Source organism: Bradyrhizobium sp. SZCCHNS2022 (assembly GCF_032377575.1).
GTDB lineage: Bacteria > Pseudomonadota > Alphaproteobacteria > Rhizobiales > Xanthobacteraceae > Bradyrhizobium > Bradyrhizobium aeschynomenes.
The window spans coordinates 2435720-2460211 of sequence record NZ_JAUHHZ010000001.1; the positions used below are offsets into that span (position 1 = coordinate 2435720).

The 24492-nt window shown below is 66.2% G+C and carries 21 protein-coding genes; 5 read left to right on the forward strand and 16 right to left on the reverse strand.

The features are described 5' to 3' along the window. Positions 1-64: 64 nt before the first annotated feature. Both lexA and QXZ94_RS10850 read left to right on the forward strand, forming a co-directional pair. Positions 65-763: a transcriptional repressor LexA gene (lexA, locus tag QXZ94_RS10845; protein WP_315720400.1), complete on the forward strand. Its 699-nt coding sequence runs from the start codon at positions 65-67 to the stop codon at positions 761-763. Positions 764-1054: 291 nt separating this feature from the next. Then, the gene (locus tag QXZ94_RS10850) at positions 1055-1495 is read left to right on the forward strand and encodes a hypothetical protein (RefSeq protein WP_315720401.1); all 441 of its coding nucleotides are present in this window, start codon (positions 1055-1057) and stop codon (positions 1493-1495) included. A 101-nt stretch (positions 1496-1596) separates the two neighbouring features. Here QXZ94_RS10850 and QXZ94_RS10855 read toward each other — a convergent pair whose 3' ends face one another. Further along, complete coding sequence (locus QXZ94_RS10855) at positions 1597-3888, reverse strand: ComEC/Rec2 family competence protein (RefSeq protein WP_315720402.1); 2292 nt, start codon at positions 3886-3888, stop codon at positions 1597-1599. 140 nt (positions 3889-4028) lie between these two features. Here QXZ94_RS10855 and QXZ94_RS10860 point away from each other — a divergent pair, with 140 nt between their 5' ends. Continuing rightward, entirely contained in the window at positions 4029-4241 is a 213-nt protein-coding gene (locus tag QXZ94_RS10860) for a hypothetical protein (RefSeq protein ID WP_172109548.1), read from the forward strand. A 24-nt stretch (positions 4242-4265) separates the two neighbouring features. Here the strand turns inward: QXZ94_RS10860 and QXZ94_RS10865 are convergent, their stop codons facing one another. Then, positions 4266-5954: a glutamine--tRNA ligase/YqeY domain fusion protein gene (locus QXZ94_RS10865; protein WP_315720403.1), complete on the reverse strand. Its 1689-nt coding sequence runs from the start codon at positions 5952-5954 to the stop codon at positions 4266-4268. Between the two features lie 137 nt (positions 5955-6091). Here QXZ94_RS10865 and gltX point away from each other — a divergent pair, with 137 nt between their 5' ends. After that, on the forward strand, positions 6092-7516 hold the full coding sequence (gene gltX, locus QXZ94_RS10870) for a glutamate--tRNA ligase (protein WP_315720404.1): 1425 nt from the start codon (positions 6092-6094) through the stop codon (positions 7514-7516). Positions 7517-7831: 315 nt separating this feature from the next. Beyond that, positions 7832-9136 carry a citrate synthase gene (gltA, locus tag QXZ94_RS10875; protein WP_315720405.1) on the forward strand — a complete coding sequence of 435 codons (1305 nt, stop codon included), beginning with the start codon at positions 7832-7834 and terminating at the stop codon, positions 9134-9136. Between the two features lie 163 nt (positions 9137-9299). Here gltA and lpxB read toward each other — a convergent pair whose 3' ends face one another. From lpxB to QXZ94_RS10945, 14 genes are all read right to left on the reverse strand, one after another. Beyond that, positions 9300-10496 (reverse strand): lipid-A-disaccharide synthase, encoded by a 1197-nt coding sequence (gene lpxB, locus QXZ94_RS10880; RefSeq protein ID WP_315720406.1) that lies wholly within the window; start codon positions 10494-10496, stop codon positions 9300-9302. Continuing rightward, entirely contained in the window at positions 10493-11350 is an 858-nt protein-coding gene (locus tag QXZ94_RS10885) for an LpxI family protein (protein WP_315720407.1), read from the reverse strand. Before QXZ94_RS10885 ends, lpxB begins: the two co-directional genes overlap by 4 nt. Positions 11351-11355: 5 nt before the next feature. Then, complete coding sequence (gene lpxA, locus QXZ94_RS10890) at positions 11356-12168, reverse strand: acyl-ACP--UDP-N-acetylglucosamine O-acyltransferase (RefSeq protein ID WP_315720408.1); 813 nt, start codon at positions 12166-12168, stop codon at positions 11356-11358. Between the two features lie 30 nt (positions 12169-12198). Continuing rightward, positions 12199-12657: a 3-hydroxyacyl-ACP dehydratase FabZ gene (fabZ, locus tag QXZ94_RS10895; RefSeq protein ID WP_172184774.1), complete on the reverse strand. Its 459-nt coding sequence runs from the start codon at positions 12655-12657 to the stop codon at positions 12199-12201. Then, positions 12657-13724 carry a UDP-3-O-(3-hydroxymyristoyl)glucosamine N-acyltransferase gene (gene lpxD / locus QXZ94_RS10900; protein ID WP_315720409.1) on the reverse strand — a complete coding sequence of 356 codons (1068 nt, stop codon included), beginning with the start codon at positions 13722-13724 and terminating at the stop codon, positions 12657-12659. Before lpxD ends, fabZ begins: the two co-directional genes overlap by 1 nt. 132 nt (positions 13725-13856) lie before the next feature. After that, positions 13857-16403, reverse strand: coding sequence for an outer membrane protein assembly factor BamA (gene bamA, locus QXZ94_RS10905; RefSeq protein WP_315720410.1), 2547 nt, complete (start codon positions 16401-16403; stop codon positions 13857-13859). A gap of 172 nt (positions 16404-16575) precedes the next feature. After that, entirely contained in the window at positions 16576-17727 is a 1152-nt protein-coding gene (gene rseP, locus QXZ94_RS10910; RefSeq protein WP_172109558.1) for an RIP metalloprotease RseP, read from the reverse strand. Between the two features lie 40 nt (positions 17728-17767). After that, on the reverse strand, positions 17768-18991 hold the full coding sequence (gene dxr / locus QXZ94_RS10915; protein ID WP_315720411.1) for a 1-deoxy-D-xylulose-5-phosphate reductoisomerase: 1224 nt from the start codon (positions 18989-18991) through the stop codon (positions 17768-17770). A gap of 37 nt (positions 18992-19028) precedes the next feature. Continuing rightward, the gene (locus QXZ94_RS10920; RefSeq protein WP_315720412.1) at positions 19029-19916 is read right to left on the reverse strand and encodes a phosphatidate cytidylyltransferase; all 888 of its coding nucleotides are present in this window, start codon (positions 19914-19916) and stop codon (positions 19029-19031) included. Further along, the gene (locus tag QXZ94_RS10925) at positions 19913-20671 is read right to left on the reverse strand and encodes an isoprenyl transferase (protein ID WP_172132644.1); all 759 of its coding nucleotides are present in this window, start codon (positions 20669-20671) and stop codon (positions 19913-19915) included. The genes QXZ94_RS10920 and QXZ94_RS10925 overlap by 4 nt, the downstream gene beginning before the upstream one ends. A gap of 12 nt (positions 20672-20683) precedes the next feature. Then, on the reverse strand, positions 20684-21247 hold the full coding sequence (frr, locus tag QXZ94_RS10930) for a ribosome recycling factor (RefSeq protein WP_172109562.1): 564 nt from the start codon (positions 21245-21247) through the stop codon (positions 20684-20686). Between the two features lie 162 nt (positions 21248-21409). After that, positions 21410-22126 (reverse strand): UMP kinase, encoded by a 717-nt coding sequence (gene pyrH, locus QXZ94_RS10935; RefSeq protein WP_315720413.1) that lies wholly within the window; start codon positions 22124-22126, stop codon positions 21410-21412. A gap of 73 nt (positions 22127-22199) precedes the next feature. Next, the gene (gene tsf, locus QXZ94_RS10940) at positions 22200-23123 is read right to left on the reverse strand and encodes a translation elongation factor Ts (protein ID WP_315720414.1); all 924 of its coding nucleotides are present in this window, start codon (positions 23121-23123) and stop codon (positions 22200-22202) included. A gap of 132 nt (positions 23124-23255) precedes the next feature. After that, positions 23256-24245, reverse strand: coding sequence for a 30S ribosomal protein S2 (locus QXZ94_RS10945; protein WP_172109565.1), 990 nt, complete (start codon positions 24243-24245; stop codon positions 23256-23258). Positions 24246-24492: the final 247 nt, after the last annotated feature.

Genomic DNA, 24492 nt, shown 5'->3' on the forward strand with positions numbered 1-24492 from the left:
ACTCCCATTCGCCCTTGGACGCAGGGCGCGGACTCGGACGATACAAACTGGGGACCAGGTCGAGATGCTGACGCGCAAACAGTACGAACTTCTGCGGTTCATCAATGAACGGCTCAAGGAAGCCGGCGTGCCGCCGTCATTCGACGAGATGAAGGATGCCCTCGACCTGCGCTCGAAGTCCGGCATCCACCGCCTGATCACGGCGCTGGAGGAGCGCGGCTTCATCCGCCGGCTGCCCAACCGTGCCCGCGCCATCGAGGTGATCAAGCTGCCCGAGCTGTCGCAGGCCGGCAACAATCGCCGCGGTTTCACGCCGTCGGTGATCGAAGGCAATCTCGGCAAGGTGCGGACCTCGACGCCCGCGCTCGATGATGGCGAGCGCCCGGTCGCGGTGCCTGTTATGGGCCGCATCGCCGCGGGTACGCCGATCGAGGCGCTGCAGACCCGCAGCCACACGATCAGCGTGCCGGCCGACATGCTCGGCAATGGCGATCACTACGCGCTCGAGGTGCGCGGCGACTCGATGGTCGATGCCGGCATTCTCGACGGCGACATGGCGCTGATCCAGCGCAACGAGACCGCCGACACCGGCGACATCGTGGTGGCCCTGATCGACGATGAGGAAGCGACGTTGAAGCGTTTCCGTCGCCGCGGCGCCTCGATCGCGCTGGAGCCTGCCAATACCGCCTATGAGGTGCGCATCCTGCCGCCCAACCGGGTGAAGATCCAGGGTAAGCTGGTCGGGCTCTATCGCAAGTACTGAGCACGTGCTGAGCGCGGACGCGCTGGCATCGGACGACATGCACAGTTGAGCGGCGGCGCGATGCTTGGAGCGTCGCCGCAGCTCAAAAACGAGTCACACGCGAATGCACCTCATGATGTGCAGCGCGGCACGCTCAAACGCTTGTGATCATCAGCGGCCACACGCCATGCAGATCAGCGCAGAATTGCCGTGAAGCGCGCGCTAACATCGCCTCGATGTCCACTCTGATAGAGGCCTGCGCCTGTCCGGGGGGAAGCGTGGGTCGGCTATCTCTCAGCGAGGAGCGATCCGATGTGTGACTACAGCCTCCATGCCGTTGCCTCCCGTCCTGCCAAGGTCGGCGAGACGCTGATATCGACGACCTTCCGCGGCACCGCGACCCGCGGCTTCGCGGTGGAGACCGAGCCCAACGTTGCGGTGTGCATGCTGCCTGGCACCGAGCTCGCCTTCGCCGAGGACGTCCGCTACGACAGCCGCTGGCTCTGGACCCGGACGATCCGCGAGCGCGTCGCCAAGTTCAACACGATCGAAAAGCACATCCCCGACCGCCATCACGACGCCATCGAGTTTGCCGACGGCCGGCACGTGCTCGTCACGCAGCTCTGCGAAGGCCAGCGCGTCACCGTGCTGCAGCTGCCCGTCACCAGGCAGCCGGGCGAGCACCGTCCGGATAGCGCGGAGGAGGCGCCGGCATCGCAGACGACGCGGATTCGCCGGATCAGCATCACCTGACACGCGTCGTCGATTTCGTCGTCTCGGATCGCTCGCCCGCAGCCCTCGGCCGGCACCTGCCGAAGCCGAGGGCGCGAGCATCAGCGCGGAAGCCGGACGAACTAATCCTCGATCACCTGCTCCGCCTCCGGCGGAGTCGCATCCTGGCCACGCGACGCAGGCGCGCGCGGTGTCAGGGTCATGTCGAATTCGCCGGTATCGGCCGAAGCCGGCCACCACGGGCGATCCGTGCCACCAGTGCGCACCGGCGTGACCGCGAAGCCGGCGCCCCGCTGCACCAGCATCAAGGCGCCCTGCTGCTGCAGACGCGGGCGGTCGATCACGGCGGCCGCACACGACGACGGCGCGGCGCGCGCGGTCACGATCAGCGCGGCACGGACGCAATCATCGGCGATGGCGTCGGCGCGCAAGGTCATGGCGACGAAACGGCCATCGGCCATCGCCACGACACAGCCCGCCTCGTCGCAGGACACACCGTCACCGAGTGCAGCATCGGCGGGCAGGCGCGCATCGGCATCGGCGGCGAGCCACTCCTTAGTGACGAACACGTCCTTGCCGGTGCGCATCACATGCAGGCGCCCGTCGCGGCCACGCACCGCCACCGCGCGTCCGTCTCCGGCAATGAGAATGTCGGGCAACGGCGTCGTGGCGGCCCACAGGGTGGCCGCCGCGAGCACGACGGCGCCCGACCAGCGCAGCGGCGTCCGCAACAGCCCGATCAGGATGAGTCCGAGACTGGCCAGGATCAGCGGGCCGATGCCGAACGCCGGAATCCGTCCGACCGCGCCCGGTAGCGCCGCCACCCAGCGCGTCACCGCGATCATCCAGTCGATCCCGAAACCCATCAGCGACCACCAGAAGCCGTCAAGGCCAAACGGCACCGCCAGCAGTCCCATCAGGCCGGCAGGCATCACCAGCACGGACACCACCGGCATCGCCGCGAGATTGGCCAGCACGCCGTAGGGCGTGACGCGATGGAAGTGGAAGGCGGCGTAGGGCGTCGTCGCGAGCCCCGCGATCAGCGAGGCCAGCAGCAGCATCGCAAGCTCGCGCCCGCCCCACAACGCGATGCGCTGCGAGGCGGAGCTGTCCGGCGTCGCGAACAATCTCGGCAGGCCGAACTGCACCAGCGCGACGAGGCCGAGCGTCGCCGCGAACGACATCTGGAAGCTCGGATGCACCAGCGCCTCGGGCGCTGCGACCAGCACGATCATCGCGGCGACCGCGAGCGTGCGGAAGGTGACGGCGCGACGGTCGACCATCACGGCGATCAGCACGACCGCCGTCATGAAGAAGGATCTCTGGGTCGCGACCTCCGCGCCCGAGAGCAGGAGGTAGAACGCGGCCGCGACCAGCGCCGCGACCGCCGCCCACTTCTTGATCGGATGGCTGACGGTGAGGCCCGGTATCAGCGCCAGCAGCGCGCGCACCGCGAAGAACACGACGCCGGCGACGACTGCCATGTGATAGCCGGAGATCGACAGCACGTGGCCGAGGCCGGAGACGAACATCGCGTCGTTGACATCGGGCGTGATGGCGTCGCGCCGCCCGGTCAACAGCGCCGTGGCGATGGCGCGCTCATCGCCGTCGAGCCGGGCGCGGATGCGCGCATCGATCGCATCGCGCAGGCCCTGCATCACAGCCGCATAGCGCAGGCCGAAGCCGGCCGCCTGCGGCGGCGTCACGGTCGTGATCGTTCCCATGACGAAGCCGGAGGCTCCGATGCCCTGGAAGAACATGTCGCGCGCGAAATCGTAGGCGCCCGGCCGCACCGGCGCGAGTGGCGGCAACAGCCGTGCCTTGAGCTGCACGAAGCTGCCGACGTCCGGGGCGGTGCCCTTGCGCACCGCGAGCCGCACCCGCGCCAGCGTGATCGCATTGCGCGGGCTCTCCATCGCAGTCACGCGCAGCACGATGCGGTCGCTGCGCCCGCGAATGTCGCGCGCCTCGACGAAGCCCGCGAGCGACACCGAATAGAGCGGTCGCGCCAGCACCGGATGCGCCACGCGCGCGGTCTTCACCGTCGCCACCGCGAAGCCGCAGGCGGCGGCCGCGATCATCACCGCCGCCGGAAACAGCGGTTGGCGCCGCATCAGCATGGCGACCAGACAGAACAGTGCCGCGGCGATGGCGCTGACCCACAACACCGGCTCGTGATCTGCGGAGAGATACAGCGCGATGCCGGCGCCGAAGGCCACGGGCACCCATGGCAGCAGCCGCCCTGCGCCGGCCTCCTCGCGCGCCCAGCCCCTGAGGCGCGCGGCAAAGGACGGCCATGCGGCCGAGCCGATCGCGGGCCAACCGCCAGCCAGCGCGCCGCGCGGCGGCCAGACGTCGGCCATCACGCCCGCGATCCCGCGACGCCATCCCGGCGGCCTGACCGGCCCCGCCATCGCCACACCACCCGCTACGACACCGGGCCGGAAGGCTACTGGAAGCTGCGCGAGCGCGCCTAGCAGAACAGAACGAGAATCCCGGATTTCTCCATGCGCGATACACTGGAACTTTTTGCACCGCCCGCGCTTATCGGGGTATGGACGCCCACGATATCGACGACCCCTTCTCCGACCTGGATCTGGAGAAGGCCATCCATCTGCGCTGGACCCTCCGGGACATCAAGGCGCACCGGCTCACACTTTCCCCCATCGCCGACGACGACCTGTCGCTGCTGACCGAGCGCGGCCTCGTCGAGGTCAGCGACGGCGTGCCGACGCTGACCGAGGCCGGGCAGGACGCGATCAACTGACCCCATCCGTTGGCACGGGCGGCCTCACCCCTTCGCGACTTCCTTCGCGAAGGTGTCGCGCAGGCCGATGGTGCGGTTGAACACCAGCTTGTCCGGCGTCGAGTCGGGATCGCGGACGAAGTAGCCCTGGCGCTCGAACTGCATCGGCTCGGCCGAATTGCTTTCGGCGATCGCGGGCTCGATGCGCGCATCGGTCAGGACCTCGAGCGAGTTCGGATTGAGGTCGGCGGTGAAGTCGGCCGCGTTCGGGCTCGGATTGGCGAACAGCTGGTTGTAGATGCGAATCTCGGCTTTCAGCGACTGCGCGGCCGGCAGCCAGTGCATGGTTGCCTTGACCTTGCGGCCGTCGGGCGCGTTGCCGCCCTTGGTCTGGGGATCATAGGTGCAGCGCAGCTCGACGATCTCGCCCGCGTCGTTCTTGATGACCTCGCGGCACTTGATGAAATAGGCGTAGCGCAGCCGCACCTCGTTGCCGGGCGACAGGCGGAAGAACTTCTTCGGCGGGTTCTCCATGAAGTCGTCCTGCTCGATATAGAGCTCGCGGCCGAAGGCAATCTTGCGGGTGCCGGCGGAGGGATCGTCCGGATGGTTGATCGCTTCGAGCTCCTCGACCTGGCCTTCCGGATAGTTCTCGATCACCACCTTCAACGGACGCAGCACTGCCATGCGGCGCTGCGCCGTGCGGTTCAGCTCCTCGCGGATGCAAAATTCCAGCATGCCGACATCGACGATGCTGTTGGCCTTGGCGATGCCGATGCGCTTGGTGAATTCGCGCACCGCCGCCGGCGGCACGCCGCGGCGCTTCAGGCCGGCGATGGTCGGCATGCGCGGATCGTTCCAGCCGGAGACATGGCCGTCCTGCACCAGCCGCGTCAGCACGCGCTTCGACAGCAGCGTGTAGGTGAGGTTGAGACGCGCGAACTCGTACTGCCGCGGATGCGACGGCACCGGCAGCTTGTCGAGCAGCCATTCGTACAGCGGCCGGTGATCCTCGAATTCGAGCGTGCAGATCGAATGCGTCACGCCCTCGATCGCGTCCGACTGGCCGTGGGCGTAGTCGTAGCTCGGATAGATCTTCCAGGTGTCGCCGGTGCGCGGGTGATGGGCGTGCAGGATCCGGTACAGCACGGGATCGCGCAGATTGATGTTGCCGGCGGCCATGTCGATCTTGGCGCGCAGCACGCGCGCCCCGTTCGGGAATTCGCCGGCCTTCATGCGCCGGAACAGGTCGAGATTCTCCTCGACCGTGCGGTCGCGGAACGGGCTGTTCTTGCCGGGCTCGGTCAAGGTGCCGCGCGCCAGCCGGATCTCCTCCTGGGTCTGGTCGTCGACATAGGCGAGGCCGGCCTTGATCAGGCCTTCCGCCCACTCGTACAGCCGCTCGAAATAATCCGAGGCATAGAACAGGTTGTCGCCCCAGTCGTAGCCGAGCCAGCGCACGTCGGCCTGGATGGAATCGATATATTCCTGCTCTTCCTTGGTCGGGTTGGTGTCATCGAAGCGCAGATTGCAGCGGCCGCCGAACTCCCGGGCGATGCCGAAGTTGAGACCGATCGACTTGGCATGGCCGATATGCAGGTAGCCGTTCGGCTCCGGCGGGAACCGGGTGACGACGGTCTTGTGCTTGCCGCTGTCGAGATCGGCCTGGACGATGTCGCGGATGAAGTCGCGCCCTGCCTCTGCCGTCGCTGCCGTGTCTGTCGTCGTGGTCATCAAGAAATGTCCTGCTCCGGAATTTGGCAGCCTATGTGCCAAATCCGCCTCCCCCAAGGAAGGCTTTAGTTATGCGATAGGCCTGCTATACACCCCCCGCCCTCTTGAGCCCCTGCCTGGATTTCGTGCTGCCACCCATGACCACCCCGATCGTCACGCGCTTTGCCCCCTCCCCGACCGGCTTTCTCCACATTGGAGGCGCCCGGACGGCCCTGTTCAACTGGCTGTATGCGCGCGGCCGCGGCGGCAAGATGCTGCTCAGAATCGAGGACACCGACCGCGAGCGCTCGACCGATGCGGCGATCGCGGCCATCCTCGACGGGCTGAAATGGCTCGAGCTCGACTGGGACGGCGAGGTCATCTACCAATATAGCCGCGCCGCCAGGCACCGCGAGGTCGCCGAGCAGCTGCTCGCCAGCGGCATGGCGTATCGCTGCTATGCCACCGCCGAGGAGCTGACCGCGATGCGCGAGAAGGCGCGCGCCGAAGGCCGCACCAGGCTCTACGACGGGATGTGGCGCGATCGCGATCCGAAGGAGGCCCCCGAAGGCGTCAAGCCGACCATCCGGCTGCGCGCGCCGCTGACCGGCGAGACGGTGATCGAGGATCAGGTGCAGGGCCGCGTGGTCTGGCAGAACGAGAACCTCGACGATCTCGTGCTGCTGCGAGGCGATGGCAATCCGACCTACATGCTGGCCGTCGTGGTGGACGACCACGACATGGGCGTCACCCACGTGATCCGCGGCGACGACCATCTGATCAACGCCGCGCGCCAGAAGCAGATCTACGATGCGCTCGGCTGGACGGTGCCGTCGATGTCGCACATCCCGTTGATTCACGGGCCCGACGGCTCCAAGCTGTCCAAGCGCCACGGCGCGCTCGGCGTCGATGCCTACCGCGCGATGGGATATCTGCCATCCGCGCTGCGCAATTACCTGGTGCGGCTCGGTTGGAGCCATGGCGACCAGGAGATCTTCTCGACCGAGGAGATGATCGGGGCGTTCGACCTGCCGGCGATCGGCCGCTCCGCGGCGCGCTTCGACTTCGCCAAGCTCGAAAATCTCAACGGCCACTATATCCGTCACAGCGACGACGCCGCGCTGGTGCGCCAGTTCGAGGACGTGCTGAACTACGTGCCGAACGGCGCGGCGCTGAAGGCCAAGCTCAACGACGCCACGCGGGCGCAGCTGACGCAGGCGATGCCGAGCTTGAAGGAGCGCGCCAAGACGCTGCTGGAGCTGATCGACGGCGCCGCCTTCATCTTCGCCGACCGCCCGCTGCCGATCGACGCCAAGGCCGCGGCCCTGCTGACGCCGGACAGCCGCGCGCTGATCGGCCGGCTGCACGAGGCGCTGGCTGGCGTCGAGAGCTGGAGCGGACCGGCCACGGAAGCCGCGCTGCGTGCGTTTGCCGAAACAAACAATCTCAAGCTGGGCGCCGTGGCCCAGCCGCTCCGCGCGGCGCTCACCGGACGGACCACCTCGCCCGGCATCTTCGATGTTCTGGCCATCCTCGGGCGTGATGAATCCTTAGGCCGCCTCGAGGACCAGGCCACCGCATAAGGTCTCATTTCCCCCCATCTTGCAGCGCACAGGGCAATACGATACGCAGTTGTGCGGCACAAATTGGTATCCGGGGCTTTGACGATTGTAACACGTTGCGACCGGCGCGTTTGCGAATGTGAAAGCCGAAGGACACTAGTAAGTATAAGATTCCAGTGCGGTTTCGGACTTGACCATCGCTTAACATGTTCACGGCAACAGTGCCGCGGACGACGCTGACGGCAAGTCAGAGCCCGCACTAGATAAAGTCCACCCGCCCTGCCATCTCTCACAAAGAACAAGGGCCAAGCCTAACGATCTCATCGGGGACAAACGATGGACGCAAAATCCGCAAGCAAGACCGCGACGCTCACCGTCGGCAACAAGAATTTCGATCTTCCGATCCTGAGCGGCACCGTGGGTCCCGACGTCATCGACATCGGCAAGCTCTACGCCCAGACCGGGATGTTCACCTATGACCCCGGCTTCACCTCGACCGGCAGCTGCCAGTCCAAGATCACCTATATCGACGGCGACGCCGGCGTCCTGGAATACCGCGGCTACCCGATCGAGCAGCTCGCCGAGAAGGGCGACTTCCTGGAGACCTGCTATCTCCTGCTGTACGGGGAGCTCCCGACCGCCGCCCAGAAGAAGGATTTCGACTATCGCGTGACCCATCACACGATGGTGCACGAGCAGATGTCGCGCTTCTTCCACGGCTTCCGCCGTGACGCGCATCCGATGGCCGTCATGGTGGCCTCGGTCGGCGCGCTCGCCGCGTTCTACCACGACTCCACCGACATCAACGATCCGAAGCAGCGCATGATCGCGTCGATGCGGATGATCGCGAAGATCCCGACGCTCGCGGCGATGGCCTACAAATACACCATCGGCCAGCCTTTCGTTTATCCGAAGAACTCGCTGTCCTTCGCCGAGAACTTCCTGCACATGTGCTTCGCCGTGCCGTGCGAGGACTACAAGCCGAACCCGGTGCTCGCCGACGCGCTCGACAAGATCTTCATCCTGCACGCCGACCACGAGCAGAATGCCTCGACCTCGACGGTGCGCATTGCCGGCTCCTCGGGCGCCAACCCGTTCGCCTGCATCGCCGCCGGCATCGCCTGCCTGTGGGGCCCGGCGCATGGCGGCGCCAACGAGGCGGCGCTGAACATGCTGGCCGAGATCGGCACCGTCGACAAGATTCCGGACTTCATCGCCAAGGTGAAGGACAAGAACAGCGACGTGCGCCTGATGGGCTTCGGCCATCGCGTCTACAAGAACTACGACCCGCGCGCCAAGATCATGCAGAAGATGTGTCACGCGGTGCTCAAGGAGACGGGCCACGCCGACGATCAGATGCTCAAGGTCGCGCTCGAGCTCGAGAAGATCGCGCTCAGCGATCAGTACTTCATCGATCGCAAGCTGTACCCGAACGTCGACTTCTATTCGGGCATCACCCTGAAGGCGATGGGCTTCCCGGTGTCGATGTTCACCGTGCTGTTCGCGGTCGCCCGCACCGTCGGCTGGATCAGCCAGTGGAGCGAGATGATCGAGGACCCGCAGCAGAAGATCGGCCGTCCGCGCCAGCTCTACACCGGCGTCGCGACGCGGAACTACGTCGACATGGACAAGCGCGGCTGATCGCGACACGTGAACTCATCTCTCGAAGGCCCGTCCAGTACGCTGGACGGGCCTTTATTCTTTGCGACGAATGCCGGCTGGCTTCGATCGTGCGCTGCTGAAGCCGTTGGTGTAGCGCCGATGAACGGCCGACTTTGCACCCCCTGCGAAGCCGAGATTGTTGTCAGAACGGCGCCTGCCGTCCCCCGCGCATCGTCGCCAGCACGATGTCGGCGGCGCGCACGCTCGGCGAGGCAGCGCCGGTCGACATGATGCCGTCGAGCCGATTGAACGCTTCGACCTGGCGCGCGCGGATCGGGCCATTGCCGAGAAGGTCGACGAGCACGGGCGCGAGATTATCCGCCGTGCAGGCTTCCTGCAGGAATTCCGGAATCACGTTCTCGCCGATCACGAGGTTGGCAAGGATCACGGACTGCACGTTGACGATACGTCTGAGGATGAAGGCTTCGACCTCGCCAACGCGATAGGCGGTCACCATGGGCACGCCGGAGAGCGCGAGCTCCAGCGTGACCGTTCCCGATTTCGCGAGCGCTGCATGGGCGCGCCTGAAGGCGCTGCGCTTCTCCGCCTCGCCGGTCACGATGACCGGCGCGACCGGCCAGTGCGCCACCCCGGCCCTGACGGCGGCTTCGAGATGCGGCGTCGTCGGCACCACCGCCTCGAACGGAATGTTCTGCGCCTGCAGCCGTGCCAGCGTCTCGCCGAACACGGCGATGTGGCGCGCAACCTCGCTGCGCCGGCTGCCGGGCAGCACCAGCAGCACCGGCGGCTTGGCATCGCGCCGTGCCTGCTCTGCCGTGCTCGGGCGCAGCGTGGACAACTGCTCGATCAGAGGGTGGCCGACATAGGTGCAGGGCGGCCCACCGAGCCTGCGAAACGCGTCGGGCTCGAACGGCAACAGGCCCAGCACGTGATCGACATAGCCGCGCATCGCCCTGGCACGGCCGGGACGCCAGGCCCAGACCGTGGGCGCGACGTAGTTCACGATCGGAATCGCGCCATCGCGGGCGTGCACCCGCTTGGCGACGCGCTGGGTGAAATCGGGGCTGTCGATGATGACGAGCACGTCCGGCTGTGCTGCAACGATCGCATCGACCGTGCCACGGATCAGGCGCAGGATCTTCGGCAACTGCTTCAGCACGGCGGTGAAGCCGACGATCGACAGCTCCTCGATCGGGAACAGCGAGACGAGTCCCTCTCGCGTCATGTCGCGGCCGCCGACGCCGGTGAATTCGACGCCATCGCCGAGGCGCTGGCGTAGCACCTTCATCAGCCTGGCGCCGAGGCGGTCGCCGGACTCTTCGGTGGCGACGAGACAGATCCTGCGGATGGCCGGCCCGGCCGGCGGCCGCGCCGTCACGCAATCACACCCGTGATGAACACGCCGGCGCGATCGGCGGCCGTGACCGTCTCCTGCGGATCGGCCAGCAGCGTATGGGCGCTGGCGACCGCGACGCCGGCAAGGCCTGCGTTCGACAGACCTTCGACGGTGCGCGGGCCGATGGTCGGCAGGTCGTAGCGGAGATCCTGCCCGGCCTTCGGCGCCTTCACCAACACGCCCCGCCCGACCGCCGAGCGGATGCGACGGTCGGCACGCAGCCGCGCCACGCGGGCCAGCAGCCCGTCGGTCCCCTCGATGTCTTCGAGCGCGACGACATGGCCGTCGATGACGACCACCGCCTGCCCGACATCGAACGGTGCCATCGCCCTGAGCACGGCGAGGCCCTTGGCGATGTCGCCAGTGACCAGGTCGTTCGGCCGGTTCCGCGTCAGAGGCCCTTCGGGCACCAGCAGGTTCGGCGCGACATCCTTGACGCCGATCATGTGGAAGCCATGGCGCTCGAAGATGCGGCCGACGCCCGACAGCAGATGATCGTCACCGCCACGGAACGCCGACCAGATGTAGGGCAGCTCGCGCAAGGTGCCCCAGTCGAAGCGGATCTCGGACACTGCGGGGCGCACGAGGTTGCCGATGAACATCAGCTCGCGGACGCCTTCCGCTTTCAGCAGCTTCAAGGCGTTGCCGAGCTGGCCGAGGCCGATCCAGTGGTGGCGGAAGCGCGCCAGCGGCTTGGGATCGCAGATGCCCTTGAGGGCGAACAGCACCGGCGTCTGGCCGCGCGCGACGATGGCGTCGGCGACCGCGAAGGGCAGCACGCCGCCGGCGGCAATCAGGCCGACAGGCGCCGCGGTCTCGCTGGCCGGCCCGCCCACGACCGTCAGACCTCGGCGGGCGCGGATCTGCCGATCTCCGGCAGACACAGCGCGCGGTGGCGGCCGCCCTCGATGAAGGCGAGGATCTCGGCGATCGCCGGATCGTCGCCGGCCATCGACCGCACTTCAGCCAGCCGATCGGCGAACACGCCGGGGCCGTGGAACAGCTTCTGATAGAAGGCGCGGACGGTGGCGAGGCGCTCGCGGGTGAACTTGCGGCGCTTCATGCCGATGACGTTGAGGCCTTCGAGCGCGGCGTACTGGCCGTTGACGAGACCATACGGGATGATATCGCCGCGCACGCCGCAGACGCCGCCGACCATCACGCCATGGCCGATGCGGGTGAACTGATGCACGGCGGAGAGCCCGCCGATGTAGACGGCATCACCGACCTCGACATGGCCGCCGAGCGTCGCCGAGGTCGCGAAGATCACGTTGTTGCCGACCACGCAGTCGTGGGCGACATGCGCATTGTTCATGAAGAACCCGGCATTGCCGATCCTGGTCAGGCCACCGCCCTTGGTGGTGCCGATGTTCATCGTCACGCCTTCGCGGAAGGTGTTGCCGGAGCCGATCTCGAGCCGGTGCGGCTCGCCGCGATAGCTGAGGTCCTGCGGCGCGCCGCCGAGCACGACGAACGGCGAGATCACGTTGTCGTCGCCGAGCGTGGTGTGGCCCATGATCTGGACGTGGCTGATCAGCCTGCAATTGGCGCCGATCACGACGTTGGGGCCGATGATGCAGTACGGCCCGATAACGGTGCCATCGCCGATGACAGCGCCGTCCTCGACACGCGCGGTGGGATCAATCTTGCTCATTTCAACGCAACCAACTCTTTTCGGCGCAGGTCAGTCAGTCAGCATCGCGCCGACATCGGCCTCGGCAACGACCGTGCCATCGACCTTGGCATCGCCGTGGAACCACCACATCGTCTTGCGCCGGCCGATCGAGCGCATGTGGTACTCGATGGTCTGGCCCGGCAGCACCGGCTTGCGGAATTTGCACTTGTCGATGGTGAGGAAATACACCGCGCGCGGCTTTTCCGTGCCTTCGACCGATTTGATGCCGATCACGCCCGCAGTTTGCGCCATGCCCTCGATCATCAGCACGCCCGGATAGACCGGCCGCTCCGGGAAATGCCCCTGGAAGCACGGCTCGTTGAAAGAGACGTTCTTGACGCCGATGCCGCTGTAGTCGGCGCGGATGTTCTTCACGCGGTCGATCAGGAGAAACGGGTTACGGTGCGGCAGCGTCTTCAGAATCTCGTTGATATCGATGTCCGCAAACCTGATGGGTGACTCCTCCATCACTCCTGTCCTTCGTCCTTTTTCGTCGCGGTCTGATCACGCACCAGCCGTTCCACGGCGACGATCTCGCGGAACCACTGCTTGGTCGGCTTGGCGAAGAAGCCCCCCCACCGGCCGTTCGGCGGGATGTCGTCCTTGACGCCGCTCATCGCGGTCACCTGTGCGCCATCGCCGATCGTCAGGTGATTGTTGATGCCCACCTTCGCCCCGAGCGCGACGTTGTCGCCGATCGTGAGGCTTCCTGCCAGCCCGATCTGGGCCGCCAGGAGGCAATGCCGGCCGATCGTGACATTGTGGCCGATCTGAACCTGGTTGTCGATTTTGGTGCCCTCGCCGATCACCGTGTCGCGCAGGCTGCCGCGATCGATGGTAGTGCCGGCGCCGACCTCGACGTGATTCTGGATCAGTACCCGGCCGGTCTGCGGCACCTTGGTGTGCCCGTCTGCTCCGAAGAAGATGAAGCCGTAGCCGTCCTGGCCGATGCTGCAGCCGGGGTGAATCAGCACGTCGTTGCCGATCAGCGCGCACTGGATCACGGTCCGGGCGCCGACGTTGCAGTCGCGGCCGATCTTGACGTGCGGGCCGATGACGGCGCCCGCACCGACAATGGTGCCCGAGCCGATCTCGGCATGGGCGCCAATCACGGCCAGCGGCTCGACGATGACGTCGTCCTCCAGCCGCGCGGTCGGATCGATGATCGCCTGGGGGGAGATGCCGTCACAGCCGAACCAGGACTGCGGCCGCAGCGCGTCGGCATGCATCTCGCGGGCGAGCTGCACGAAGGCGCGGAATGGCTGATTGGCGCGGAGCACAGCCACATGCGGCGGCACGCGCGCTTCGAAACGCGGGCTGACCAGGCAGGCCCCGGCCTTCGTCGCGGCGAGCTGGTCCGCGTATTTGAGATTGTCGAAGAACGCCAAGTGCATCGGACCGGCTTCGTCGAGCGACGCCAATCCCTTGATCACCTGCTCTCCGCGCGACGGATCGACCAGCGTGGCCTTGGCGGCCGTAGCGATCGCCGCCAGCGTCGTCCGCGGGGGGGATTGGAAGAAGGTCGGCTGGGCCATTCCGTTGTACTCTCGGGGAAAGCGTCTTCGCAAAAAGTCAGAGCCCGGCTCCGATCTCCCGGAACCGAGCTCCTATCTCTTACACCGTCCGGGTGGGCTCAGGCCAACCCGGATTTGGCCCTGGCGGCAGCCTTAGAAGCTGGTGCCACCACCGAACCGGAACTCCTGCGTCCGGTCGAACTGGCCCTTGGTGAGCGGGATCGCGTAGTCGAAGCGCAGCGGGCCGAACGGCGACGCCCACACCAGACCCACACCGACCGAGGTCCGGACCGTGTTCTGGTCGTCGAACTGCAGGCCGAGGCAGGTGCCCGCATTGGTCGGATTGCGGGTCGGCCTGATGCAGCCGGGGGTATTGACTTCGCCCGTCAGAGCCCACGACGTCGGTCCCTGGTAACCCCAAAGCCCACCCGCGTCGGCGTAGACGGCGCCCTTCAGACCAGTCTCCTTGGGCAGGAACCAGAACGGCATCTGCAGTTCGAGCGAAGCGCCCCAGTATTTGGTGCCGCCCAGCGCGTCCTGCGTGCCGAACGGATTGATGTCACGCGGACCAATGCCGTTCGGGGCAAAACCGCGAACCAGGTTCGGACCCATCTGGAAGTGATCGAGCATGCGCAGCTGCGTGTTGCCGATCTTGTTCAGGATACCGCCCTGCAGATGGACGATGCTGACGATGTCCGACACCAGCGGGGTGAAGTACTTCGCATCGAACGCGGTCTTCAGATAGGACACGTCGCCGCCGACACCCGCGAAGTCCTGCTTGAAGTCGACCAGCAGGCCTTCAGTCGGGTTCTTGTTGTTGTCGAGCGTGTTGTAGTTCAGCGTGTAGCCGAGCGCCGAGGTCAGCGTCGCGCCATTCGCCAGCTCCTGGCGGACCGGCAGCGAGGCCTCGCCATTGGCAAAGCAGCCCAGACCATTGTTGCCGGTCGGATCCACGCCGCCATTGGCGTTGATGAAGGCCGGGGTCGGGTTGAACGGCACGAACCGGTTGCCGATCATGCTGCCGGCGGCAAGGTTGTTACAGTCCGACAGCGTCGTCGGCAGCGTGATCTCCTGACGGTAGATCGAGTAGCGCAACTGCAGCGACAGATCTTCACGCAGCTGGAAGCCGAGGCGCGGGCTGAAGCCGAGCGTCTTGGTGCCGTAGGAGATGAAGTTGTTGGCGAGCTGCTGGCGCTGATAGAGGTCGAGACCCAGCGCGACCCGGTAGTCGAGCAGGTACGGCTCGACGAAGGACAGCGAGTAGCCGCGGGCAAACTGGCCGTAGGTCACCGAGGCCTTGGCGAACAGGCCGCGGCCGAGGAAGTTGCGCTCGGAGATCGAGACCTCGGCCAGAGCACCGTCGGTGGTCGAGTAGCCGCCCGAGATCGAGAAGTCGCCGGTGGACTTCTCTTCGAGGTTCACGACCAGGATGACGCGGTCGCTCGACGAGCCAGGCTCGGTCGAGATCTTCACGTCCTTGAAGAAGTCGAGATTCTTCAGGCGCCGCTCGGCACGGTCGACCAGGGCGCGGTTATAGGCGTCACCCTCGGAGATGTCGAACTCGCGGCGAATGACGTAGTCGCGCGTGCGGGTGTTGCCGCGGATGTTGATGCGCTCGATATAGGTGCGCGGGCCCTCGTCGACGGCGAACACCACCGACACCGTGTGAGCCTCGAAGTTGCGGTCGCCGCGCGGACGGACCACAGCGAACGCGTAGCCGCGCCGCGAGGCCTCGATCTGCATCTCCTCGACCGACTTCTCGATGTTCTCGACGTTGTAGAGCGAGCCGACGCTGACGCGCGAATAGCCGCGCAGCGAGTTGGGGTCGAGCGTCGCGATCGTCGACTGGAAGTCGACCGAACCGACCCGATATTGCTGACCTTCCTCGATCTTGAAGGTCACCATGAAGCCCTTGCGCTCAGGGTCGTACTCGCTCAGCGCGGCCACCACCTGCACGTCGGCATAGCCGTTCTTCAGGTAGAAACGGCGGATGAGGTCGCGGTCGGCTTCGACGCGATCCGGATCGTAGACGTCACCCGAGCCGAGGAAGCTCAGCAGGTTGGTCTCGCGGGTCTTGATGACGTCCTTGAGGCGATAGGACGAGAACGCGCCATTGCCGACGAACTCGATCGACTTCACGCCGGTCTTTGCGCCTTCCTCGATCGTGAAGATCAGGTCGACGCGGTTGTTCGGCTGCTCGATCATTTCCGGCGTGACGCGCACGTCATATCGGCCCGAGCGGCGGTAGATTTCGGAGATGCGCTGAGCGTCGGACTGCACCATCGGCCGCGACAGGGTGCCACGCGGCTTCGACTGGACCTCGGCCTGGAGCTGCTCGTCCTTGACCTTCTTGTTGCCCTCGAAGGCAACGCGTCCGATCACCGGGTTCTCGACGACGGTCACGATCAGCCGGCCACCCTGGCGGTTGATCCTCACGTCCGAGAACAGACCGGTCTCGATCAGGGCCTTCAGGCCATCGTCGACCCGGCCCGCATCCAGCGTGCCGCCAGGCCCCGGCTTGAAGTACGAGCGGATCGTCTCCAGCTCGACGCGGCGATTGCCCACCACTTCGATCGAGTTGACCGTCTGAGCCGCAGCTGGCGACGAAACCACCACGCCCGCCAGCGGCAAAGCTGCCGATCCGGCGATCATGATAAAGGCGGCCGCCAAGCCCCCCCGCACCCGCAATCCGAACTTCATGCGCTACGCGCCCTTATTCCGAGGCCGGTTCGGTACCCCTACCAAACCGACAGATTCCCATTTGTCGTTCGCTTGTAGCCAATTTGGCCCCGACGGCAAACGCCGGATATCTCCGAATTTTCAAATTCGTTTCAAAACGTTGCCTATCGGCCACGTCGGAAAAGAGACGCCGTCAGGACCCCGCGATGTGAAGGATATCGTTATAGGTCGTGAAGACCAGGAGCATGAGGATGAGGCCCAGGCCGATTCGGAACCCCATCTCCTGCGCCCGCTCGGACAAGGGGCGGCCGCGAACCGCCTCCACCCCGTAAAACAGCAGGTGTCCACCATCGAGCAGCGGAACCGGGAACAGGTTCAGGAGCCCGATGGAGACCGAGATCATGGCGCACCAGTTCACCAGAACCTGGAATCCGAGGCTCGCCGCCTGTCCGGACAGCTGGGCGATCCGAATCGTTCCGCCGAGCTCGCCGGCATTGCCGGTTCCCGAGAGCAGCGATGCGATGAACTTGAAGGTTGTGCCGATGATGAACCAGACCTGCTCGACGCCGAACTTGATCGATTCGAAGAAGCCGACCGGGACCGACCGCGATTCATCCGGCTTGGCGTTGTATTGGATACCCAGCACGCCGATTCGGTGACTGTTCCCGAACGAATCCTTGCGCTCCTGGAGGGCGGGCGTGGCCTTCAGGGTGATCTCGGAGCCATCGCGCTTGATCAGGAAGGTCAGCTCGGTTCCGGCATTCACCGACACGATCCGCTGCATGTCGCCGAACGTCTCGATCGCCCGGCCGTCGATGGCGGCGATGACGTCACCGGTCTTGAAGCCGGCGGCCGCCGCGACGCTGTCCGGCTGCACCGCATCGACCCGCGGGGTCGTGTTGGGCTTGCCGTAATAGAGCGCCATGCCGGCAAAGATGATCACGGCGAGGATGAAATTGGCGATCGGGCCGGCCGCGACGATCGCGGCGCGCTGACCGACGGTCTTGTGGTGGAAGCTGCCGGCGCGCTCCTCGGCGCTCATCTTCGCGATCGCCTCGGATGAAGGCGTCGAGGCCTCCGATTCGTCGCCGAAGAACTTCACATAGCCGCCGAGCGGGATCGCCGAGATCTTCCAGCGGGTGTTGTGGCGGTCGTTGAAACCGATCAACTCAGGACCAAATCCGAGCGAAAACGTTAGGACCTTCACGCCGGCCCAGCGCGCGACCAGGAAATGGCCGAGCTCGTGGAAGAACACCACGATCGTCAGCACGAACAAAAACGGGATGATGTAGGCGAGAAGGCCGCCGCTCAACGTGTTGAAAATATGGTGGAAAAACTCGGTCATCCGATTCCCTTCCCGCAGGCCCGAAGGCCCATCCAACCCTTTAAGATGCTTTTGCGGCGATTTGAGGCAAGAGGCTCGCGGCCCTTTTTCGCGCATCATGGTCAATGGCGATGGCATCGTCCGCCGAACCAAGAGGTGCCTGATTACCTGACCGGGTCCAATCCTCGAGCGTCGCCTCCACCAGCCGGGCAATCGCACCGAATCGGATCTGCCCGGCGATGAAGGCCGCGACCGCGACCTCGTTCGCGGCATTGAACACCGTCGTGGCGCCGCGGCCGGTCCGCAGCGAATCGTAGGCCAGCCGCAGCCCCGGGAACCGGGCGAAGTCCGGCGCCTCGAACGTCAAGGTGCCGATCTTGGCGAGGTCGAGCCGGGCCGACGGTCCCTTGATGCGCTCCGGCCAGCCGAGGCAATGCGCGATCGGGATCCGCATGTCGGGCGCGCCGAGCTGGGCCACGACCGAGCGGTCGGAAAATTCGACCATGCCGTGAACGATCGATTGCGGGTGCACCAGCACGTCGATCTCGTCCGGCGCCAGCGCGAACAGGTAGGACGCCTCGATCACCTCGAGGCCCTTGTTCATCATCGAGGCCGAATCGATCGTGATTTTCTGGCCCATGCTCCAGTTCGGATGCTTGAGCGCCTGCGCCAAGGTCGCCTGCTCGATGTCAGTGGCCGCCCAGGTGCGGAACGGTCCGCCCGAGGCGGTGATGATGACCCGCACCAGCTCCTCGCGATTGCCCGAGGACAGCGCCTGGAACAGCGCATTGTGCTCCGAATCGGCCGGCAGGATGCAGGCATTCGCCTGCGCGGCGCGCTGCATGAAGAAATCGCCGGCACAGACCAGGCATTCCTTGTTGGCGAGGGCGACCGTCGCGCCGCGGTCGACCGCGGCGAGCGCCGGCTTGAGGCCGGCGGCACCCGACACCGCGGCCATGACCCAGTCGGCGGGACGCGCGCCGGCCTCGATGATGGCGCTCTCACCTGCCCCGCATTCGATCCCGGTGCCGGCCAGCGCCTCGCGCAGCTCGCCGAGCCGCGCGGGATCGGCGACGGCCACGAAGCGCGGATTGAACTCGCGGGCGAGCTTGGCCAGACCCTCGACATTGCTGTTGCCGGTCAGCGCCTCGACCCGGTAGCGCTCCGGTGCGCCGCGCAGGAGATCCATGGTCGAATCGCCGATCGAGCCGGTAGCGCCGAGCACGGTGATGCTGCGCACCTCCGCCACACCGGCCTTGTTGTTCCGCAATGGCACTGCGCTCATGTTTCCACCAAAAATCTCGACCGGCGAGTCGCGCCGGTCACCAAACCAGAAGACCGCGGCCGACGCCGTCGAGGCCGCCGCGCAGCAAACCCACGAATGCCGCGAACACGATCGCGGCGACATAGCCGTCCAGGCGGTCCAGTAGGCCGCCATGGCCGGGAATGATGTGACTGGAGTCCTTGACGCCGAACCGGCGCTTCACGGCGGACTCGCCGAGATCGCCGAGCTGCGACACCACCGACAGCACCGCGGCCATCGCAAGCACCGCCACCAGTCCGCCGGCGCCAGCCAGCGACCAGCCGGCGGCCGCAGCGAGGCTGGCCGCGAAGCCGCCGATCGCGCCGGCCCAGGTCTTGTTCGGGCTCACGCGGGGCGCGAGCTTGGGGCCGCCGATGCTGCGTCCGGCGACATAGCCGCCAATGTCGCTCGCCCACACGACGAGGAACACCAGCACCAGCGCGTGCCAGCCCTCGGATGCATCGAACCGCACGAGGACCGACGCGAGTTCGGCAGCGCAGGCATAGACGAACCCGGCCGCGACCCAGGCGCGACGGCCCGCAGCCAGAACCGTGACGGCAACCAGCCCGAGCGCGAGCACGATCACGGCGACGTCGATCAGGCCGAACGCGCAGCAGATGCCGGCGACCGCGATGGCGAGCGCGCCGGCCGTGCCGACGGAGACCGTGCGGACCTCGCCGACCACCATGAGCCATTCGAGATACAGGCCGACCGCGACGACCGTGACCAATGCGGTCCAGAACATGCCGCCGGCATAGGCCGCACCGAGCGCCAGCGGCACCAGCACCAGCGCCGCCGCGACCCGCATCACGAGATTGCTGGGCGCAGACTTTTTCGGCTGCGCGGCCGCGTCGCGTTGCGCGGCGCTGGCGGCATCTCCCACGGCTGCGGTGTCCGGTTTGCTCACGAGGCGGTTTTCGCCACGAGGCCGCCGAAGCGGCGTTCACGCCGGCCGAACTCGGCGATCGCGCCCTCCAGCGCGGCCTTGTCGAAGTCGGGCCAATGGACGGCGACGAACACCAGCTCGCTATAGGCCGCCTGCCACATCAGGAAGTTCGACAGCCGCTGCTCGCCGCTGGTGCGGATGATGAGATCGGGATCGGGAATGTCGGGCGCATCGAGATGAGCGCCGATGGCGTCGGCATCGATCGAGGCCGGATCGCGTCGGCCCTCCGCGACCTCGCGGGCCAGACGCTGCGCCGCGCGCGCGATCTCCTGGCGCGAGCCGTAGTTGAAGGCCACCACCAGCGTCAGCTTGGTGTTGCCCCGGGTCAGCTCCTCGGCCTCGCTGAGGAGCGCGCAGATGTCGGGCTCGAGCCCGTCGCGCTCGCCGATCACCCTGACACGAACGCCGTCGCGATGCAGGGTGGCGAGATCGTTGCGGATGAAGCGGCGCAACAGGCCGAACAGGTCGCCGATCTCGCTGGCGGGACGCGACCAGTTCTCCGACGAGAACGAGAAGATGGTGAGATAGCGGATGCCGAGCTCATGCGAGGCCCGCACCACGCGGCGCAGCGCCTCGACACCGCGGCGATGACCTTCCGCGCGCGGCAGGCCGCGCGCCGCAGCCCAGCGGCCGTTGCCATCCATGATGATGGCAACATGGGCCGGTCCGTCGGACCGGTCCGGCGCCTCCGTCACCGGGGCCGCGGCTTTGGACATCAGGCGCATCCTTCAGACGGTGAGGATTTCCTTTTCCTTCGCCGCCAGCAGCTGGTCGATCTCCGAGATCACGCTGTCGGTCGCCTTCTGCACGTCGCCGGCGAGCCGCTCCTGGTCGTCCTCGGACATTTCGTGATTCTTCTCGAGCTTCTTGAGGGTGTCGAGACCGTCGCGGCGGACGTGGCGGACGGCGACACGGGCAGCTTCCGCATATTTGTGCGCGACCTTGACCAGCTCCTTGCGGCGTTCCTGGTTGAGCTCGGGAATGCGCAGCCGGATCACCTGGCCCTCGGTGGCCGGCGACAGGCCGAGATTGGAATCGACAATCGCCTTCTCGACCGCCTTGACCATGGAGCGGTCCCAGACCTGCACCGACAGCAGGCGCGGCTCGGGCACCGAGACGGTCGCGAGCTGATTGAGCGGCATGTGCGAGCCATAGGCCTCGACCTGGACCGGCTCGACCATCGAGGCCGAGGCACGGCCGGTGCGCAGGCCGCCGAGCTCGTGCTTCAGCGCCTGGGTCGCGCCCTGCATGCGGCGCTTCAGGTCGTTGAGATCGAAATTGCCCGTGGTCATCACGCTTTCCTTTCCTGCAACCCCGGGCCCTTCACCCGGTCCGGCCGAGCCTTGGAAGGCCATCGGCTGGACTCGACTGCTCCCGGACGAATTCCTGTGTCGCTTACGCTTCTACCGCAGGCACGGAGCCGGTCCAACACCGGCCGCCGACGGTGCCGCGGATCACCCCGCGACGATGGTGCCGCGCCCTTTGCCCTGCAGCATCGCGCCGATCGCGCCGGGTTCGGCAATGGAGAACACAATGATAGGCAGCGACGTTTCCCGGGCAAGCGCGAATGCCGTCGCATCCATCACCTTGTAGCCGCCTTCGATGGCCTGGGAATGGGTCAGCCGGTCGAAGCGCTTGGCGGCCGGATCCTTCTTGGGATCGGCGCTATAGACGCCGTCGACATTGGTGGCCTTCAGCACGGCCTGGGCGCCGATCTCGGCCGCCCGGAGCACCGCAGTAGTATCGGTCGTGAAATAGGGGTTGCCGGTGCCGCCGCCGAGCACGACGATCCGTCCCTCGGCGAGCGCCTTGTGCGCCGCAGCGCGGGTGAACAGCTCGCAGACCTCCGGCATCACGAAGGCGGACAGTGCCAGTGCCGGGCTGCCCTTGCGCTGGATCGCGGCCTCCAAGGCGAGGCAGTTCATCACCGTCGCCAGCATGCCCATGGTGTCGCCGGTCGCGCGGGACACGCCTTGCGACGACACTTCGACGCCGCGCACCATGTTGCCGCCGCCGACGACGACGGCGATTTCGATTCCGAGCTTCTGGGCGGCGATGAGGTCGTCGGCGATCCGATCGACGGTCGGCTGGTCGATACCATGGGAATGCGGGCCGGCGAGATACTCGCCCGACAGCTTGACCACGACGCGACGATAGACCGGCTCAGCCATATGCCAATATGTCCCTATCCCGCGCGTTGAGATCCGGCGCGAAGACCGCGCCGGATCGTAACTGTCTTCGTCGTTACTTCTTGCCGCTGGCGGCGGCGACTTCGGCAGCGAAGTCGGTCTCTTCCTTCTCGATGCCCTCACCGAGTGCATAGCGGACGAAACCGGCCACCTTGATCGGACCGCCGACCTTGCCTTCGGCCTCCTTCAGCGCCTGCGCGACCGACTTGCCGCTGTCATGGATGAAGGCCTGCTCGAGCAGGGTGACTTCCTTGTAGTAGGTCTTCAGACCGGACTCGACGATCTTCTCGATCACGTTTTCCGGCTTGCCCTGCTGACGATACTTGTCGGCGAGCACGTCCTTCTCGCGCTTGACGAGCTCGGGATCGAGACCGGCGGCATCGATCGCCTGCGGGTTGGCCGCGGCGACATGCATCGCGAGCTGACGGCCGAGCACGGCGAGCTCGTCGGCCTTGCCGGGCGATTCCAGCGCCACGATCACGCCGAGCTTGCCGGCGCCCTCGATGACGGCGCCATGCACGTAGCTCGACACGACGCCCTGGCTCACTTCGAGCGAAGCCGCACGACGCAGCGTCTGGTTCTCACCGATGGTCGCGATCGAATCGGCGATCGCGGCCTCGACCGTGATGCTGCCGACCTTGGCGGCCTTGATCTTCTCGACGTCGGCGCCGACGTCGAGCGCGACCTGGGCGATCATCTTGACCAGGCCCTGGAAGTGCTCGTTGCGCGCGACGAAGTCGGTCTCCGAGTTGACCTCGACGACCACGCCCTTCTTGCCCGAGGTCAGCGCGCCGATCAGACCCTCGGCCGCGACGCGGCCGGCCTTCTTGGCGGCCTTCGACAGACCCTTCTTGCGCAGCCAGTCCTGCGCGGCCTGCATGTCGCCGCCGTTCTCGGTGAGCGCGGCCTTGCAATCCATCATGCCCGCGCCGGTCGACTCGCGCAGGTCCTTCACCATCGCTGCGGTGATATTAGCCATCGTTGAACGTCCTTTTGCCTGTCCAAAGCGCGACGCAGCGGATGGCTCATCGCCGTCCGCTGCCAGGAAATATACCTATCTCAGTCGCGATGGCCGGCGTGCGACGCCGGCCAGATTCTTGATCGTGTCGTCTTAGGCGTCGGCGAGCGACTTGGCCTGGGCGACCCAGGCGTCGGCCCGGCTCGGCAGACCGACTTCTTCACCGATCTGGTGCGCCGTGTCGTGGTTGAGCTCGGCGAGCTGCCAGTAGTGGAAGATGCCGAGGTCGTTCAGCTTCTTCTCGATGGCACCCGACACGCCGGTGAGCTTCTTGAGATCGTCGGCGGTGCCACGCGGACCCGGCAGACCCTGGAACGTCGAGGTGGACGCCGCCGGAAGGTCTTCCTCCAGCGGAGCCGCGGATGCGCCGACGTCGATGCCGAGCTCGCCCTGGGCGCGCGAGATGCCGTCGATGGCGGCGCGGGCGATCAGGTCACAATACAGCGAGATGGCGCGGCCGGCGTCGTCATTGCCCGGGACCACATAGGTGATGCCCTTCGGATCGCAATTGGTGTCGACGATCGCGGCGACCGGGATGTTGAGGCGCTGGGCCTCCTGGATCGCGATGTCTTCCTTGTTGGTGTCGATCACGAAGATCATGTCGGGCAGACCGCCCATGTCCTTGATGCCGCCGAGCGAGCGGTCGAGCTTGTCGCGCTCGCGCTGCAGGGTCAGGCGCTCCTTCTTGGTGTAGGAGTTGGCCTCGCCCGAGGACAGCACCTCATCGAGGTGACGCAGGCGCTTGATCGACGCCGAGATAGTCTTCCAGTTGGTCAGCGTGCCGCCGAGCCAGCGCGAATTGACGAAGTACTGCGCGCAGCGCTTGGCCGCATCGGCGACGTTGTCCTGCGCCTGGCGCTTGGTGCCGACGAACAGGATGCGGCCGCCCTTGGCAACCGTGTCGCTCACCGCCTGCAGCGCCGTGTGCAGCAGCGGCACGGTCTGGGCGAGGTCGATGATGTGGATGTTGTTGCGGGCTCCGAAAATGAAATCGGCCATTTTCGGATTCCAGCGGTGAGACTGGTGACCAAAGTGAACGCCAGCTTCGAGCAGCTGGCGCATCGTGAATTCAGGCAACGCCATTGGATATTCTCCGGTTGATTCCTCCGGAAACGCGTGAGCAAAAACGGGCCGTCATGGCCCGGCTTGCCACCGGACGCCCTCTAGGAGAGCCAAGTTTCCGTGTGAGATGGCGCGCTATATAGCCGGATTCTGGCGCAACGCAAGGAAAATGGGCCCCTATTCCGTCTGGAGCAGCTCCGCGACCGCAATCCCGGGCGCAGAACTCGTCCAGCGGATAGATGCCGACCGGCCCCGTCTATGGCCAGCT